This window comes from Streptomyces sp. WMMB 714 (genome assembly GCF_900090125.1).
GTDB lineage: Bacteria > Actinomycetota > Actinomycetes > Streptomycetales > Streptomycetaceae > Streptomyces > Streptomyces daqingensis.
This window is the reverse complement of record NZ_FMHJ01000015.1, coordinates 116613-132727: the sequence shown is the minus strand read 5'-3', so window position 1 is coordinate 132727 and position 16115 is coordinate 116613. Positions and strand designations below refer to the sequence as shown.

The window sequence follows — 16115 nt, the reverse complement described above, 5'->3', positions numbered from 1 at the left end:
GCCGGCGGTCAGCGGTCCTTCACGTCGGGCGCCGGCCCCGTGACGAGCACCTCGATGCCGTCCAGGATCCGCCCGAGGCCGAAGTGGAAGTCCTCGTCGGCGTCCGCGGCCGCCCCGTCGAAGACTCCGGCATCCAGGACCCCGCGCAGTGCGGGGAACTCCGACGGGCCGGTGAGCATGGCGAGTTGCCGGCTGTAGCCGTGCAGGAGGGTCTCGTCCGTGTGCCCGCTCGCGCGCATGGCCGCGTCGAGCTGGCTCTCCAGCAGGGCCTGGCTCCGCAGGTACTGGCTGACGAGGAGAAGCGAGGCCATCTGCTCGCCCGGTCCGAGTCCCGCCGCGCGCAGGCACCTCAGCCCGGCTTCCATCCACCTGACCGAGTTCGGAGCGATGGGCGGGCCGCTGATGGCCACCTCCGCGGACCACGGATGGCGCCGGGCGGCCGCCATGTACTCCGCGCCCCAGCGGGTCAGCCCGGCCCTCCAGTCCCCGTCCTCGGGCACCGCCGGAACCGGAACGAACACCGCGTCGGCCATGAGCGTGACGAGCTCGTCCTTGGCCTTGACGTAGCGGTAGAGCGACATGGTGGCGACGCCGAGCTCCTGGGCCACCCTGCTCATCGAGACGGCCCGGAGTCCCTCCGCGGAGGCGACCGCGACCCCGGCGTCGATGATCTCGCCGAGTGTCAGCGCGCGCTTGGGCCCCTTCTTCGGCTGCTCCCGGAAGCCCCACGCCAGCTCGATGCTGGCGGGCAGCCCGGTCCTCGTGGTCTCGCTCATGGCCCCGATCGATCCGTGGAGGACGTTGACAAGTCCTTTTCTGCGTATAGCCTACACAGTAGTTAATGCGTATCCGATACGCAGAAAGGGGGTGGGCTCGTTGGACACGGCGATCGACGCGGTGGGCGTGACGAAGTCCTACGGAGCGGTGCGCGTCCTCGACGGGGTGGACCTCGCGGTGCGGACCGGCAGCGTCTCCGCGCTGCTCGGACCGAACGGCGCGGGCAAGACGACGATGGTCCGCATCCTCGCGACGCTCAGTCCGCCGGACTCCGGGCGCGCGAGGGTGGCCGGATACGACGTGGAACGGGAACGCGGCGGAGTGCGCCGCAGCATCAGCCTCACCGGGCAGTACGCGGCGCTCGACGACCTTCAGACCGGTGCCGAGAACCTGCGGATGATGGCGAGGCTCGCGGGCATGAGCAGCCGCGGGGCGAGGGTTCGCGCGGCGGAGCTGCTCGGGCAGTTCGACCTGGCCGAGGCCGCCGGGCGGAGGGTCGGTACCTACTCGGGCGGCATGCGCCGCAGGCTCGACATCGCCGCCGGACTCGTCGGCGATCCTTCCGTCGTCTTCCTCGACGAGCCGACCACCGGACTCGACGTGCGCAGCAGGCAGACGATGTGGTCCGTGATCTCGGAGCTCGCGCGTTCCGGCGTGACGGTGCTCCTGACCACCCAGTACCTGGAGGAGGCCGATCGCCTCGCGGGCAGGGTCGCGGTGCTCGACGGGGGGCGGATCGTCGCGGAAGGCACTCCGGCGGAGCTCAAGCAGCGGGTGGGCGGAGGCCGGGTGGACCTCACGGCGTCCGGGCCCGCTGCCTTCGGCCGGCTGCGGGCCGCCCTGGGGCCGAGGGCGCTCCACGCGGACGCCGGCGACTTCGGGCTGAGCGTCGCGACGGACGGCACGGCCGCCGAAGTGCGCCGCCTGCTCCACCAGTTGGACCCGGCGTGCGACCTCGTCGAACGCTTCGCCGTCCACGAGCCCTCGATGGACGACGTGTTCATCTCGCTGACGGGCGGCACCACCGCCTCCGTCGCGGACGCCCGGGCAAGGGAATCCGGCGGAACCGGCGGGGAGGCGGCCCGTGTCTGAGCTGACGGAACCGCGCGTGCCCGCCCGCCCCCGCACCGCCCGGCTGCCGGCGCTCCTCCGGGAGACCGCCACCATGTCGCAGCGCAGCGTCAGGCTGACGATGCGGGAGATCGACGGGCTGCTGACCGCGCTCATCCTGCCCGTGCTGATCATGCTGATGTTCGTCTACCTGTTCGGCGGGGCGATCCGGACGCCGACGGAGCAGTACGTGGACTTCGTGCTCCCCGGTGTGCTGCTCGTGTGCACGGGCTTCGTCTCCGCGCTGACCGCCACGAGCGTCACCCGGGACATGAAGGAGGGCATCGTCGACCGCTTCCGCTCCATGGGCGTGGCGGGCGGCTCGCTGCTCACGGGGCACGTCGTCTCGAGCCTGGTGCGCTGCGGCTGCGCGTCGGCGCTCATGCTGGCCACGGCGTTCCTGATCGGGTTCCGGCCCGCGGCGGACGCGGCGGGATGGATCGCGGCGGCGGGCGTGCTGGTGATGTTCGTGTGGGCCCTGTCCTGGCTGGCCGCGGTCTTCGGGCTGCTGGCACGCACGCCCGAGGGGGCGAGCGGGTTCAGCTTCGCCATCATGTTCCTGCCCTATGCCAGCAGCGGCTTCGTGCCCGTCGAGACGATGCCGGGCTGGGTGCGGGGGTTCGCCGAGAACCAGCCGGTGACTCCGGTGATCGAGACGCTGCGTGCCCTGCTGCACGGCGCTCCGGCCGGCGCGGACGCCGCGTCGGCCGCGGCCTGGTGTGCGGGTGTCACCGTGGTGTCCGTCGTGCTGGCGGCGGTCCTCTTCCGCCGCCGCACCGCCTGAAGAGGCCGTACCGCCTGAAGAGGCCGCGCCGGGCCCGGTTCACGCCGGGCCCGGCGCGGAGGCGGCCGCTCCTCCCGGATGGCGTGCGGCCAGGCCGTCGACGAGCGCGCGCAGACCGGTCTCGAACGCGCCCTCGTCCACCTGCTGCCGGTGCTCCGCCAGGAGGTGCGCCTGGTCGAGGTGCGGGTAGTCGCGGGCGTAGATCTCCTCGTCGTCGATGAAGCCCCGGGCGAACGAGCCGAGCGCCGAGCCCGCCACGAAGTAGCGCATCAGGGCGCCGATGTGGGTGGCCTGGGCCTTGGGCCAGCCCGCGTCGGTCATCCCGCCGAACACCGCGTCGGCGATGCGCAGTTGGCTCGGGCGGCGGCCGGGCCCCTGGGCCAGGAACGGGACGATGTTGGGGTGGGCGGAGAGCGCGGCGCGGTAGGAGCGGGCCCAGTCGAGGAGCGCCTGACGCCACTCGGTGCCGTCCGAGAACATCGACACGTCGACCTGCGCGCACACGGTGTCCGCGACGGCGTCGAGGATCTCGTCCTTGTTGCGGAAGTGGTTGTACAGGGACGGCCCGCTGACCCCCAGCTCCGCGGCGAGGCGCCGGGTGGAGACCGCTTGCAGGCCCTCGGCGTCCACGAGGGCGAGGGCGCACTCGACGATGCGTCCACGGCTCAGCAGGGGCTTCGGCGGTCGGGCCATGGCCCTCATGGTAGAGCGAGCCGGAACGGAAACTAGCGCCGCTAGTGCCGTGCCCGCCACGGGCCTCCGACCGCCTCGCACGAGACCTAAGCATCTGCTCAGGGCCCGTTGTATGGTGTTCGCCGGTCGAGGGAAGGGCGGGACGCGATGGCAGCGGAGACGGGATCCCCGGTCGCGAAGGCCGAAGGGGAGCCGGTCCGGACCGACGAGTCCTTCGAGGGCGTCACCCCCGACGCCGCCCGGCGCCTGCTGCTCGGAGCGGTGGAGGCCTTCGCCGAGCGGGGCTTCCATGCCACCACCACCCGCGACATCGCGGGACGCGCGGGCATGAGCCCGGCCGCGCTCTACATCCACTACAAGACGAAGGAAGAGCTGCTCTTCCAGATCAGCAAGGTCGGCCACGAGCGGTCGGTGAACGTGCTGGCCGAGGCCGCGGGCAGCGGCGGCGGGGACGCCGTCCGGCTGGCGCAGGCGGTCCGGTCGTTCGTGCGGTGGCACGCCGAGCACCACACGACGGCCCGAGTCGTCCAGTACGAACTGGCGGCGCTCGGCGCGGAGCACTACGAGGAGATCGTGGGGCTCCGCCGGCGCAGCGAGGAGATCCTCCGAGGGATCCTGGAGAGCGGCCGCGCCTCGGGCGAGTTCGAGGTGGCGGACATCCGCGGGACGACGCTCGCCGTGATGTCGCTGTGCATCGACGTCGCGCGCTGGTACAGCCCCGCGGGCCGCAGGACGCCCGACGAGATCGGCGCGCTCTATGCCGACCTCGTGCTGCGCATGGTCGCGTCCACGGGGCCGGCCGGTCCCGCGCCGGCGGAGTGAGCCGCCGGCCCGCCCGGGTCCGCGTCCGGCTGCGCATCGCAGGGAGCGTCGCCGGAGGGGCCCTCACCAGAAGTAGCGGCTGAGAGTCTCCGCGACGCACACCGGCTTGTCCCCGCCCTCGCGCTCGACCGTCACCTTCGCGGCGACCTGGACGCCTTCGCCGGCCTCGCTGACGTCCACGAGCTCCACACGCGCCCGCAGGCGCGATCCGACGGGCACGGGCGCGGGGAAACGGACCTTGTTCACGCCGTAGTTGACGCCCATGCGGGCTCCCTCGACGCGCAGGACGCGCGGTACGAGGTCGGGCAGCAGGGAGAGCGTGAGGTAGCCGTGCGCGATGGTCGTGCCGAAGGGGCCGTCCTGCGCGCGGGCAGGATCGACGTGGATCCACTGGTGGTCGCCCGTCGCTTCGGCGAACAGGTCGATCCGCTTCTGGTCGATCTCCAGCCAGTCGCTCACGCCGAGTTCCTGGCCGACCGCGGCCGCCAGCTCGGCGGTCGAGGAGAAGACCCGTGGTTCCGCCATCCCTGCAACCTCCCGCACGTCTCGCGCCGCCGCGTGCTAAGCGCTCGCTCAGCATGCTGGGGGTGCTGGGCGCCTGTCAACGCCCTCGCTGCGGGCCCGCCTTCGCGGGCGGGCCGTGGCAGTGGGGCATGGCGGTGGGTCGCGGTGGGTCGCGGCGGTGGCGGCGGGAAAGGGCGGCTGGGGGCCGGCGGCGCACGGGGCGCTGTCCGGCCCGCGTCGGCGTCAGCCCCGCGATGCGGCCATCGGCTCCAGCTCCTGCCGCGGAGCGCGGCTGCTGGCGAGGCGGATGACGTTCTTGCCCACGTCCTTGTCCATGGCGCTGATCATGCGGCGCAGCACGTCCGCCAGCCGCGGTGTGGGCGGAGTCGAGGGGTCACACGGCAGCAGTGACCTGCCGCCCCACGTCAGGCGGTGCCATTCGTCGTGCGGCGCCGGCTGTCTGATGCCGTGCCGCTTCTCGGCTCTGCGCCGGGACGCCACCTGTTCCTCGTACCGGAGCCACACCTCGCGCGCTTCCTCCAGCTCCTCCAGCGCGGAGACCAGAAGCTGCGGGTCGGGATCGCGGTCGTCCGGGCTGAATCCCGCCCGGGCGCAAAGGTGTTGCCATGTCGCGCGGTGCCCGTACGGAGCGAAGCGCTCCAGGCACTTACGCAGCGCCTGGCGGCGCTGGGAAGGTGCCCTGTAGGGATCGCGCACCTGTTCTGCGAGGGCTCTGAAACCGGCCAATAGTCCCACCTCCGACGGACTGGACCCGACTCGTCGGCGATGTGACGCAACTGCCGCGCAATCGGATCCCCCCCGTTACGAAGTACTTGACTTTCCAGTTGTGCCGGGCCGCTGCGTGCCGGCCCTCCGGGTCCGGTGAACTACCCTCGCCCGCCGGGGCCACGCCCAGGGAAGCGGGATTCTCACGGGGCTCTCATGAGTTCTCACAGATCTCTCATCGATCGTGAAGACCTCGCAACGGCGAGTACCGGCGGGTCACATGAGGCCCGACCGGCCCGGACCAGAGCGTTTCCGTTGCGCGTCCCCGAAATCAAGACGCGTCGGGTCTCCCACACCGCTCCTCCCAACACGTTCTCCCTTCCCTCACGTGCCCTTCGCGCGCCCCGTCCCTCCGCGGCGGCCCAACCGGCCGTCCGCGAGGGCGAGTCGGGCACAGGGGACGGGGTGGTGGACGGATCCGGGAGGAGTGCGGAGAGGGCCCTCGCCGTCAGCGCGCACGCCGTAGGGTTGGGACCTGGGACGCCGGCACCGCCGCCGGCGCGGTCCACAGTGGTGACGGGGAGATGATCACGATGCCGGACGAGCAGCACGATCCGGACCCGGACCTGCTTGCGAAGATCGACTCCACCGTTCCGCATTCGGCGCGCATCTGGAACTACTGGCTGGGCGGGAAGGACAACTACCCCGTCGACCACGAGGCGGGTGACGAGTTCGCCAAGATCTTCCCCGGGATCGTCGACGCCGCCCGCGGCTCGCGGTACTTCCTCGCGCGGGCGGTCCGGCATCTCACGACCCGGGAGGGCGTCCGGCAGTTCCTCGACGTCGGCACCGGCCTCCCGACCGTCGACAACACGCACGAGATCGCGCAGCGTCTCGCCCCCGAGTCCCGCATCGTCTACGTGGACAACGACCCGCTGGTGCTGGTCCACGCCCACGCGCTGCTGACCTCGACACCCGAGGGCGTCACGGACTACATCGACGCGGATCTGCGGGAGCCCGAGGTGATCCTCGAACGGGCCGCCGCCACACTGGACTTCACCGAGCCGGTCGGCCTGATGATGCTCGGCATCATGGGCCACGTCCCCGACGACGACCTCGCCCGTTCCCTGGTGCGCCGGCTCCTCGACGCCCTGCCGTCGGGCAGCTTCCTCACCCTCAGCGACGGCACCGACATCAGCGCGGCGCGCCAGCAGGCGCACGAGAAGTACAACAGCAGCGGCGCGGTCCCGTACCACCTGCGCAGCCCCGAGAGCCTCGGGCACCTGTTCGACGGACTGGAGCTGCTGGAGCCGGGGCTGGTGCCGGTCACGCACTGGCGTCCCGACCACACCCCGTTCCCGGTCATGCCGGTGACGACGTACGGCGGAGTGGGCCGCAAGCCCTGATCCCGGGCCGCCGTCTTCCCGGCGGGAGGCTCCGGGCCCCCTTCCCCCATGACATACCGACTGGTTAGTCTGCCGCAGCGGGGGAGAGACCGTGCGGAGCAGCGAAGGGGAGTTTCCGGGATGGAGTCTTTGCGCGACAGCGGCGTGGTCGTGACCGGCGGGGGAGGCGGAATCGGTGCCGCCTACGCGCGGCGCTTCGCCGCCGAAGGGGCCCGCGTGGTCGTCAACGACCTCGACGCGGACAAGGCCCGTGCCGTGGCGGCGGAGATAGGCGGGATCGCGGTGCCCGGCGACGCGTCCACCGTCGTGCCCGCCGCGCGGAAGGCGCTGGGCGGGAGGATCGACACCTTCTGCGCGAACGCGGGCGTCGCACCGCACGGCGGGCCCGAAGCGGCGGAGGAGCTGTGGGAGGGCGCATGGGACGTCAACGTGATGGCGCACGTACGGGCCGCGCGTGAGCTGGTGCCCGACTGGCTCGCCGCCGGCGGCGGCCGTTTCGTCGCGACCGTCTCGGCCGCCGGGATCCTCACGATGCTCGGGTCCGCGCCGTACAGCGTGACCAAGCACGCCGCGCTCGCCTTCGCCGAGTGGCTCTCGGCCACCTACCGCCACCGCGGCGTCGACGTGCACGCCGTGTGCCCGCAGGGCGTACGCACCGACATGCTGGCCGGCACGGGCCCGGCGGGTGACCTCGTCCTCGCCGAGACGGCCATCGAACCGGAGGCCGTCGCGGACGCCCTTTTCACGGCGATGGACGAGCGGCGCTTCCTCGTGCTGCCGCACCCCGAGACCGCCGGCTACTACGCGGCGCGCGCCGGGGACCCGGACCGCTGGCTGGGCGGCATGAACAAGATGCAGCGGAAGCTCGAAGCCGTGCTGGAGCAGGCGGACGGCGCCTCCGCGCCCGGCGGGACATCCGCGGCGGCGGACGCCGACGGGCGGACGGGAGCGGCGAGTTGACCCCCACCTACGAGGACAGGCCCTGGCTGAAGCAGCTCAACGAGGTGCAGCGGGCCCCGGTCGACCCGCCCGAGACCGTCCTGCACGCGTTCCGCGCCGCGGTACGCGCCGTCCCCGACCGGACGGCCCTGGCCTACTTCGACGGACGGATCAGCTATGCCGAGGCGGACGCGCTCTCCGACGGCGTCGCCGCCCACCTCGCCGGACGCGGCCTCGCCAAGGGCGACCGGCTCGCGCTGATGCTCCAGAACAGCCCGCACTTCGTGATCGCGCTGCTGGGGGCGTGGAAGGCCGGAGCGGCAGTGGTGCCCGTCAACCCCATGTACAAGGGCGGCGAGGTCGCCCACGTCCTCGCCGACGCCGGAGTGACGGCACTGGTGTGCGCGGACCGTGCGTGGGAGTCGTACCTGCGCGGGACGGCGGCCGCCTCGCCCGTGCGGATCGTCCTGACGGCCTGCGAACTCGACCTCCAGACCCGCCACGACGAGCGTGTCCTCGACTTCGGCCGCTGCGCGCCGGCGGACGACGCCGACGATCTCCTGGCGGTGGCGCGCAGCGGGGCGAGCGCTCCGCAGGGCCGCGAACCGGCCGGTGCGGACGTGGCGTTGATCAGCTACACGTCGGGTACCAGCGGCACGCCCAAGGGCGCCATGAACACCCACGCCAACATCGCCTACAACGCGGAACGTCAGCACACGGGCCATGAACTGCCGGACGGCTCCTGCGTGTTCGTGCTCGCCCCGCTCTTCCACATCACCGGCATGGTCTGCGAACTGGCCGCCTGCATCGCCGGAAGCGGCACCCTCGCCCTCGCCTACCGGTTCGACGCGGGCGTCGTGCTGGACGCGTTCCTGGAGCACCGTCCGGCGTTCACCGTGGGGCCCTCCACCGCCTACATGGCGCTCGCCGCTCGCCCTGAGGCCACCCCCGAGCACTTCTCGTCGTTCCGCATCCTCGCCTCGGGAGGCGCCCCGCTGCCGCCGGCACTCGTCGACAAGCTGGGTGCGGCGTTCGGCCAGTACCTGCGCAACGGCTACGGACTGACCGAGTGCACCGCGCCCTGCGCGAGTGTCCCGCCCGGCCGCAGGGCGCCCGTGGACCCCGCCTCGGGCACGCTGGCCGTCGGGGTGCCCGGGCCGGACACGGTGGTGCGCATCGTCGGTGACGACGGCAGGCCGGTGCCGATCGGCACGCACGGCGAGATCACCGTCCGCGGCCCGCAGGTCGTCCCCGGCTACTGGGGCAGGCCGGAGGAGTCCGCCGCGGCCTTCCCCGGCGGCGAACTGCTCACCGGGGACATCGGGTTCATGGACGCGGACGGCTGGCTCTACGTCGTGGACCGGAAGAAGGACATGATCAACGCCTCCGGCTTCAAGGTCTGGCCGCGAGAGGTGGAGGATGTCCTCTACAGCCATCCGGCGGTGCGGGAGGCGGCGGTCGTCGGAGTGCCCGACTCCTACCGCGGCGAGTCGGTCAAGGCGTACGTCAGTCTCCGGCCGGACGCGGCGGCAGGGCCGGACGAACTCGCCGGGCACTGCAAGGAGCGGCTGGCGGCCTACAAGTATCCGCGAGAGATCGAGATCCTGGCGGAACTGCCCAAAACGACCAGTGGGAAGATCCTCCGGCGGGAACTGCGTTCCCGCGGTGGAAGCGGACAGTCGAGCGGGACCGGTGCAGTACGCGGCGCGTGACGCCGGGACGCCGGCGCACGGAAGAGAGGCAGGTGAGGGCTCATGGCCACGCCCAGGACGGCGTCCCGGAGCGGCGTCAAGGACAAGGGCGGTACGGGCGGCGTTCCGCCCGTACCCCAGCGGCTGATGGCCGCCGCCACCCGCCTCTTCTCCGAGCGCGGATACGACCGCACGTCCGTGCAGGAGATCGTCGAGGCGGCAGGGGTGACGAAGGGGGCGCTCTACCACTACTTCGGCTCCAAGGACGACCTCCTGCACGAGATCTACGGGCGGCTGCTGCGGCGCCAGAAGGAGCGGCTCGACGCCTACGCGGACGCCGACGAGCCCGTCGAGCGGCGGCTGCGGAGAGCCGCCGCCGACGTCGTGGTCACCACCATCGACAACCTCGACGACGCGAAGATCTTCTTCCGCTCCATGCACCAGCTCAGCCCCGAGAAGCAGAAGCAGGTGCGGGCGGAGCGCCGCCTGTACCACGAGCGGTTCCGCGACCTCGTCGAGGAGGGCCAGCGAAGCGGCGTCTTCAACGCGGACACGCCCCCCGACCTGGTGGTCGACTACCACTTCGGGTCGGTTCACCACCTGAGCCACTGGTACCGGCCCGACGGCAAGCTCACGCCGCAGCAGGTCGCGGATCACCTCGCCGACCTGCTGCTGCGGGCGTTGCGGCCGTGACGCGAACCCGCGGCCCGCGCAGGCGGCGTGCGCTGCACCGGGCGGCGGTTCAGGAGTCCGCGCGTCCTGCGACGCATTCGTCGGACAGGTCTTAGGGAACCCGCACGTCCAACGAGCGACCACAGGTATCCACGTCCCACGTTCCGGAGGTAGCGACGGTGAAGGCATGGCGCGTCCACAGCAACGGCGAGCCGCGCGAGGTGATGCGGCTGGAGGAGGTCCCCGATCCCCGGCCCGGGCCGGGTGAACTGCTCGTGAAGGTGCGCGCCGCCAACGTCAACTTCCCCGATGCGCTGCTGTGCCGGGGCGAGTACCAGGTGAAGCCGCCTCTCCCGTTCACGCCCGGGGTCGAACTGTGCGGCGAGGTACTGGAAGCGGGTGAGGCGGGTGAGGACGCCCCCGCGGCCGGGACCCGGATCATCACCCGGCCCGTCCTGCCCGCCGGGGGTTTCGCGGAGCGCACCGTCGTATCGGCGGCGAGCGCCCGCGAGGCGCCCGCGGCGCTGGACGACGCGGAGGCGGCGGCCCTGCACATCGGCTACCAGACCGGGTGGTTCGGACTGCACCGCAGGGCCCGGCTGCAGCCCGGGGAGACGCTGCTCGTGCACGCCGCGGCAGGGGGCGTGGGCAGCGCGGCGGTCCAGCTCGGCAAGGCCGCGGGCGCGCGCGTCATCGGCGTCGTCGGCGGATCGGCCAAGGCGGAGACGGCGCGGGAGCTGGGCTGCGACGTGGTCGTCGACCGGAGGCAGGACGACATCGTCGCGGCGGTGAAGGAGGAGACAGGCGGGCGCGGTGCCGACGTCGTCTACGACCCGGTCGGCGGGGACGCGTACGCCAAGTCCGCCAAGTGCGTCGCGTTCGAAGGGCGCATCGTCGTCGTCGGTTTCGCGAGCGGGGCCGTGCCGACCCCCGGCCTCAACCACGCGCTCATCAAGAACTACTCGATCCTCGGCCTGCATTGGGGCCTGTACAACACCAAGGACCCGGCCGCGGTGGACGCCTGCCACAGGGAGCTGTGCGCGCTGGCGGCCGACGGCGCGGTCAAGCCGCTCGTCAGCGAGCGGGTGCCGCTCGAAGAGGGCGCGGCGGCGGTGCAGCGTGTCTTCGACGGCATCACGACGGGCCGGGTCGTCATCCAGCCCTGAGGCCCCGTCACCGCATTCGACGCCGCGGCCTGATCCACGAAGATCCCGAAGACAGACCCTGGTTCGCGCCCCCGCCGACACCGGCGGGGGCGCGAACCGCGGACGACGTGTGCGTTCGCCGGACGCGCCTCCGGTGGGCACAGAGTCTGCACATCACAGCCGTGGACCTGGCGCTGTGACCTGGACGATCATGGCTGCGCACCACTGCGGTCCCACGGTCCGAGCCGTGTGTGCAGGCCTGTGCCGCATCGTGCCGGGCCGTGCGTCCCGGTCCGTGCGGTTCCCGTCGGCGGGCGCGTCGCACGCCGGCTCGCGCCCGCGCGCCCGCAGAGTTCGCCGCGGTTCGACCGCCCAGGTCCGTCGAGAGGAACCCCATGGCCACGCACCGTCACGCGCCGGACCAGGAGGACGCGCGGGCGACGCGCCCCGAGGACGGCACCAGCCGCCGCCGGTTCGTGGGGTACCTGCTCGCGGCGCCCACTCTCGTCGCGGCGGCCGAGGTCGGCGTGCAGACCGTGGCCGCCCCGGAGGCGGCCGCCGCGGTGCCGAGCCCTCCGCAGGCGCCTGAACTGCTGGACCTCAACGACCTGCTGACCCTGGCCGCGAAACCCACGGCGAACCTCATAACCGTCCAGGTGCACCAGGACGGCACCGTCTCCTTCGACCTGCCGCGGGCCGAGGTGGGGCAGGGCATCACGACGTCGAGCGCGATGATCGTGGCCGAGGAGATGGACGTCCCGCTGGAGAAGGTGCGTGTCACCCTGGCCGACGCACGCCCGGAGCTGCTGTTCAACCAGCTCACCGGCGGCTCCAACACCACGATCTCGACGTTCACGCCGATCCGCGTCGCGGCAGCGATCGCCAGAGGCCGGCTGCTCGAAGCCGCCGCTCTCGAACTCGGGGCGCTGGTCTCGGAGTTGACGACACGCGCGGGGGCCGTGCTGTCCCCGGGCGGACGGCGCGTCACGTACGGGGCGCTGGCGGAGAAGGCCGCGAGTGTGGAGAGCAAGCAGGTCTCCGTACGGCTCAAGGAACGGTCGGAGTTCAAGCTCGTCGGCACGCCGCAGAATCGCCTCGACGCCCTCGACGCCGTCACGGGACGCAAGAAGTTCGCCATGGACCTGGACGTGCCGGGGGCGGCTCCGGCGATGGTCTGCCGCCCGCCGACGATCAACGGCAAGGTCAAGTCGGTGCACAACAAGGCGGACGTGGAGGCGATGCCCGGCATCACCGACGTGGCGGTGGTCTCGACGGGAGTCGCCGTGCGCGGCCGAACCTTCGGCCAGTGCATCGACGCGGTCCGCGCACTCCGCGTGACGTGGGACCCGGGCACCGCCGAAGGCAAGTCCGACGCGGACATGCTCCGCGAGCTCCGCAGGGCCGAAATCCCCCTGGCCGTTCCCGACTTGGGGCCGCTCACGGAGACGGTCGACGCCGACTTCACCTTCTGGTTCGCCAGCAACTCGGCGCTGGAGCCCAACTGCGCTGTAGCGGACGTCCGTTCGGACAGGGCGGAGATCTGGTCCGGACTGAAGTCACCCGTCGTCGCCCAGCAGGAGATCGCCGCGAAGCTCGGCCTGCCGCAGAGCGCCGTCACCGTGCACGTCACGGAAGGCGGCGGCTCGTTCGGCCGGAAGCTGTTCTACGACGCGGCCCTCGAAGCCGCCGAGATCTCCCAGAAGACGGGCAAGGCCGTCAAGCTGATGTGGCACCGTACCGACGACTTCCGGCAGGGGCGCACGCATCCCATGTCGACGTCCCGGGTCAGGGCGGCCTACGTGCCCGGCAAGGTGCTCAGCTACGAGCAGCGGCACACGAGCGTCGCCACGGACTTCGGCCACGGCCTGGGCGAGATCCTCACGTCGATGGCGGCGAAGCTGCCCGTCGGCGATCTGACGTTCTCCGAGACCATCTTCACCCTGACCCAGGAGTCGCCCTACGACTTCGGCGTGACGACCCAGCTCCTCAACGAGGCCGACAAGGGCTTCAACACCGGCAGCATGCGCAACATCTACTCGCCGAACGTCAGGTGCGCGCAGGAACTCGTCGTCGACGAGCTGGCGAAGAGGATGAAGAAGGACCCGTACGAGTTCCGCCGCGAGTTCCTCAAGGACGAGCGGGCGTCGGCCGTGCTGGAGAAGGTCGCGGAGAAGGGCGAGTGGGGCCGCCGCATGCCCGAGGGCACGGCGCAGGGCATCGCGGTCCACCCCGAGTACCACGGCGTCGTCGCCGTCCTCGCCGAGATCGACTGCCGGCCCGGCACCGCGCGGCGGGACCTCCCGGACGCCCGCACGGGGCCGCGGGTGACGAAGGCCGTCTGCGCCGTGGACGTGGGACTCGCCGTCAACCCCAGGGGCCTGGAGGCCCAGATGATGGGCGGAATCATGGACGGCATCGCCCACGCCCTGACGTCCAGCCTCCACCTGAAGGACGGCCACTTCCTCGAAGGAAGCTGGGACAACTACTTCTACACGCGCCAGTGGAACGTGCCGCCGGAGCTGGACATCATCGTGATGCCCCCGACCACCGGCAAGCCCGGCGGAGCGGGCGAACTCGGCGTGGCGGCGGCGATGGCGGCGGTCGCCTGCGCCTACGGACGCGCGACCGGCAGGATGCCGACGGAGTTCCCCGTCAGCCACGGCGGAGACCTGGGCTTCGAGCCGCTGCCCACCGTCCCCCCGATACCGCAGTCCCCGACCGACGGCCTGGACCACGCCCACTGAGGAGCCCCCGTGTCTACCCACACCTTCACTCTCAACGGCGAGAAGGTCACCGTCGAGGCCGAGGACGACGTGCGGCTCCTGTGGGTGCTGCGCGATCTGCTCGGCGTCACCGGACCCAAGTACGGATGCGGCATCGAGGTCTGCAGGGCCTGCACGAGCCACATCAACGGCAAGGCGTTCAACCCCTGTTCGGTGCGCGTCGGTGACATCGCGGACGACGACGAGGTGACCACCGTCGAGGGCCTGCCCGCGACCGCGGACGCCGAACTCCACCCCATGCAGGAGGCATGGCTGGAGCGCGACGTCGCCCAGTGCGGCTACTGCCAGCCCGGACAGATCATGACGGCCGTCGCGAAGGTCAGGCAGGCCCGGGCCGAAGGCCGGGACATCGGCGACGACGACCTCGACGAGATCCGCAACATCTGCCGCTGCGGCACGTACAACCGCATCCGGGAAGCCATCGTGGAAGGCGCCCGCAGGATGTGACCGGGACCGCTCGCGGGCGGGGTTCGGCACCGAGCTGGTACGGCCCGGTCGTGCCGTGGCGCGACCGGGCCGCTTCATTCAGCGGTGGGGACTGATCACCACGGCCTGAACTGGCCGTTGAACCACTGCCCGTTGCCGTTGTCGGCGTAGTCGTCGACGTTGAACGAGTAGTTCCCGTGATCGCCGTTGATGTACCCGCCCCAGCCGGACGGCGCGCTGCTGTCACAGATCACGTCGCCGGTGCAGACCGATGTGGTGGGGATGTTGCCGAAGTTCTGGTCCACCCCTGTCGTGGGCGGGCCCGCGATCTGCGCGAACCACTCGTTGGACAGGCCGTCCGTGCCCGTGCCGGGACCACCCTGGCGCTTGGGGTCGGCGATGAGGACGGAGTTGACGTTGTCGATCGACGCCGAGTTCTCCGTGGTCCAGGTGTGAACGACGGCCGCGCCCTGCGAGTAGCCGACGATCTTGATGTGCTGGCCCGGGTTCGCAGCGCGATGCTCCCGGACCAGCCGGTTCAGCTCGTCCACGCCCTGCCGGGTGCTCAGCCCGAAGAGCGCTGCCGAGTAGCCGACGGGCTGGTCCACGGCTGCGGCGTTGGCGTCCGTGAACACCCTCCCCTGCTGGTCGCCGGCGCCGCCCACGACGATCGTCCATGTGTCGTCGCTCCGTACCGGGGGCTCCGCCGGGGGAGGCGGGGGAGCGGGAGCCGGCGGCGGAGGCACGGGTGCTCCGGGTGCGGGGGCTGGACCGTCCGCGGGTGCGGGTGGCGGGAGCGGTGCTCCGGGCGGTGGTGGGAGCGGTGCTCCAGGTGGTGCGGGGGCTGGACCGTCCGCGGGTGCGGGTGGCGGAGGCACGGGTGCTCCGGGTGGTGGCGGGAGCGGTGCTCCAGGTGGTGCGGGTGCGGGTGCGGGTGCGGGGGCCGGACCGTCCGCGGGTGCGGGTGGCGGCGCAGGGGCCGGACCCGGAGCAGGACCGTTGTCCGGACCCGGTGCCGGGGCAGGCTCGTTGCTCGGTACAGGAGCCGGTGGGGGAGCCGGGGCAGGCTGGTTGTCCGGAGCGGGCGGTGGGCCGAGGTCCGGTCCTGGAGCTGGAGCGGGTGCGTTGTCGGGGCCAGGAGCTGGTGCGGGCGGCGGGCCGTTGTCCGGTCCCGGACCCGGAGCAGGTCCGTTGTCCGGCCCAGGAGCTGGTGCGGGCGGCGGACCAAGGTCCGGTGCGGGGGCAGGCTGGTTGTCCGGTGCGGGTGGTGGGCCGTTGTCCGGTCCCGGACCCGGAGCAGGTCCGTTGTCCGGCCCAGGAGCTGGTGCGGGCGGCGGACCAAGGTCCGGTGCGGGGGCGGGGTCGTGGTCCGGAGCGGGTGGTGGGCCGAGGTCCGGTCCCGGACCCGGAGCGGGCCCGTTGTCAGGGCCTCCGGGTCCTATGTCGGGTCCTGGGCCGGGGGCGGGCCCGTTGTCAGGGCCTCCGGGTCCTATGTCGGGTCCTGGGCCGGGGGCGGGTGCGTTGTTGGGTCCGGGTCCCATGTCGGGTCCTGGGCCGGGGGCGGGTGCGTTGTTGGGTCCGGGTCCCATGTCGGGTCCTGGGCCGGGGGCGGGTGCGTTGTTGGGTCCGGGTCCCAT

15 protein-coding genes are annotated in these 16115 nt (G+C 72.2%); 10 read left to right on the top strand and 5 right to left on the bottom strand.

All coding sequences use genetic code 11. The annotated features are described in order from the left end of the window. Window positions 1–8: 8 nt before the first annotated feature. Complete coding sequence (locus H181DRAFT_RS24465) at window positions 9–776, bottom strand: TetR/AcrR family transcriptional regulator (protein WP_045866570.1); 768 nt, start codon at window positions 774–776, stop codon at window positions 9–11. 100 nt (window positions 777–876) lie between these two features. On the opposite strand from H181DRAFT_RS24465, the gene H181DRAFT_RS24460 reads away from it, so the two are divergent. Both H181DRAFT_RS24460 and H181DRAFT_RS24455 read left to right on the top strand, forming a co-directional pair. Beyond that, complete coding sequence (locus H181DRAFT_RS24460) at window positions 877–1869, top strand: ATP-binding cassette domain-containing protein (RefSeq protein WP_254666959.1); 993 nt, start codon at window positions 877–879, stop codon at window positions 1867–1869. 73 nt (window positions 1870–1942) lie between these two features. Continuing rightward, window positions 1943–2671, top strand: a complete 729-nt coding sequence (locus H181DRAFT_RS24455) for an ABC transporter permease (protein ID WP_045866641.1) — start codon at window positions 1943–1945, stop codon at window positions 2669–2671. A gap of 39 nt (window positions 2672–2710) precedes the next feature. Here H181DRAFT_RS24455 and H181DRAFT_RS24450 read toward each other — a convergent pair whose 3' ends face one another. Further along, on the bottom strand, window positions 2711–3364 hold the full coding sequence (locus H181DRAFT_RS24450; RefSeq protein ID WP_045866568.1) for a TetR/AcrR family transcriptional regulator: 654 nt from the start codon (window positions 3362–3364) through the stop codon (window positions 2711–2713). Window positions 3365–3511: 147 nt separating this feature from the next. On the opposite strand from H181DRAFT_RS24450, the gene H181DRAFT_RS24445 reads away from it, so the two are divergent. Beyond that, a complete protein-coding gene (locus H181DRAFT_RS24445; protein ID WP_045866567.1) occupies window positions 3512–4186 on the top strand; it encodes a TetR/AcrR family transcriptional regulator in 675 nt (224 codons plus the stop codon). Window positions 4187–4249: 63 nt separating this feature from the next. Here H181DRAFT_RS24445 and H181DRAFT_RS24440 read toward each other — a convergent pair whose 3' ends face one another. Then, window positions 4250–4711: a MaoC family dehydratase gene (locus tag H181DRAFT_RS24440; RefSeq protein WP_045866566.1), complete on the bottom strand. Its 462-nt coding sequence runs from the start codon at window positions 4709–4711 to the stop codon at window positions 4250–4252. Between the two features lie 222 nt (window positions 4712–4933). Further along, a complete protein-coding gene (locus H181DRAFT_RS24435) occupies window positions 4934–5437 on the bottom strand; it encodes a hypothetical protein (protein ID WP_254666958.1) in 504 nt (167 codons plus the stop codon). Window positions 5438–6009: 572 nt separating this feature from the next. On the opposite strand from H181DRAFT_RS24435, the gene H181DRAFT_RS24430 reads away from it, so the two are divergent. The 7 genes from H181DRAFT_RS24430 (at window position 6010) to H181DRAFT_RS24400 (ending at window position 14499) form a co-directional block, all read left to right on the top strand. After that, the gene (locus tag H181DRAFT_RS24430; RefSeq protein WP_045866639.1) at window positions 6010–6822 is read left to right on the top strand and encodes an SAM-dependent methyltransferase; all 813 of its coding nucleotides are present in this window, start codon (window positions 6010–6012) and stop codon (window positions 6820–6822) included. A gap of 120 nt (window positions 6823–6942) precedes the next feature. Further along, window positions 6943–7782 carry an SDR family oxidoreductase gene (locus H181DRAFT_RS24425; RefSeq protein ID WP_045866565.1) on the top strand — a complete coding sequence of 280 codons (840 nt, stop codon included), beginning with the start codon at window positions 6943–6945 and terminating at the stop codon, window positions 7780–7782. Further along, window positions 7779–9473: an AMP-binding protein gene (locus H181DRAFT_RS24420; RefSeq protein WP_045866564.1), complete on the top strand. Its 1695-nt coding sequence runs from the start codon at window positions 7779–7781 to the stop codon at window positions 9471–9473. Before H181DRAFT_RS24425 ends, H181DRAFT_RS24420 begins: the two co-directional genes overlap by 4 nt. Window positions 9474–9599: 126 nt before the next feature. Further along, complete coding sequence (locus tag H181DRAFT_RS24415) at window positions 9600–10145, top strand: TetR/AcrR family transcriptional regulator (RefSeq protein WP_045866638.1); 546 nt, start codon at window positions 9600–9602, stop codon at window positions 10143–10145. 158 nt (window positions 10146–10303) lie between these two features. Further along, window positions 10304–11290, top strand: coding sequence for an NADPH:quinone oxidoreductase family protein (locus H181DRAFT_RS24410; RefSeq protein WP_045866563.1), 987 nt, complete (start codon window positions 10304–10306; stop codon window positions 11288–11290). 374 nt (window positions 11291–11664) lie between these two features. Next, the gene (locus tag H181DRAFT_RS24405; RefSeq protein WP_045866562.1) at window positions 11665–14013 is read left to right on the top strand and encodes a xanthine dehydrogenase family protein molybdopterin-binding subunit; all 2349 of its coding nucleotides are present in this window, start codon (window positions 11665–11667) and stop codon (window positions 14011–14013) included. 9 nt (window positions 14014–14022) lie between these two features. Next, window positions 14023–14499, top strand: a complete 477-nt coding sequence (locus H181DRAFT_RS24400; RefSeq protein WP_045866561.1) for a (2Fe-2S)-binding protein — start codon at window positions 14023–14025, stop codon at window positions 14497–14499. A 95-nt stretch (window positions 14500–14594) separates the two neighbouring features. Here the strand turns inward: H181DRAFT_RS24400 and H181DRAFT_RS24395 are convergent, their stop codons facing one another. After that, window positions 14595–15224, bottom strand: a complete 630-nt coding sequence (locus tag H181DRAFT_RS24395; protein WP_045866560.1) for a cutinase family protein — start codon at window positions 15222–15224, stop codon at window positions 14595–14597. Between the last annotated feature and the right edge of the window lie 891 nt (window positions 15225–16115).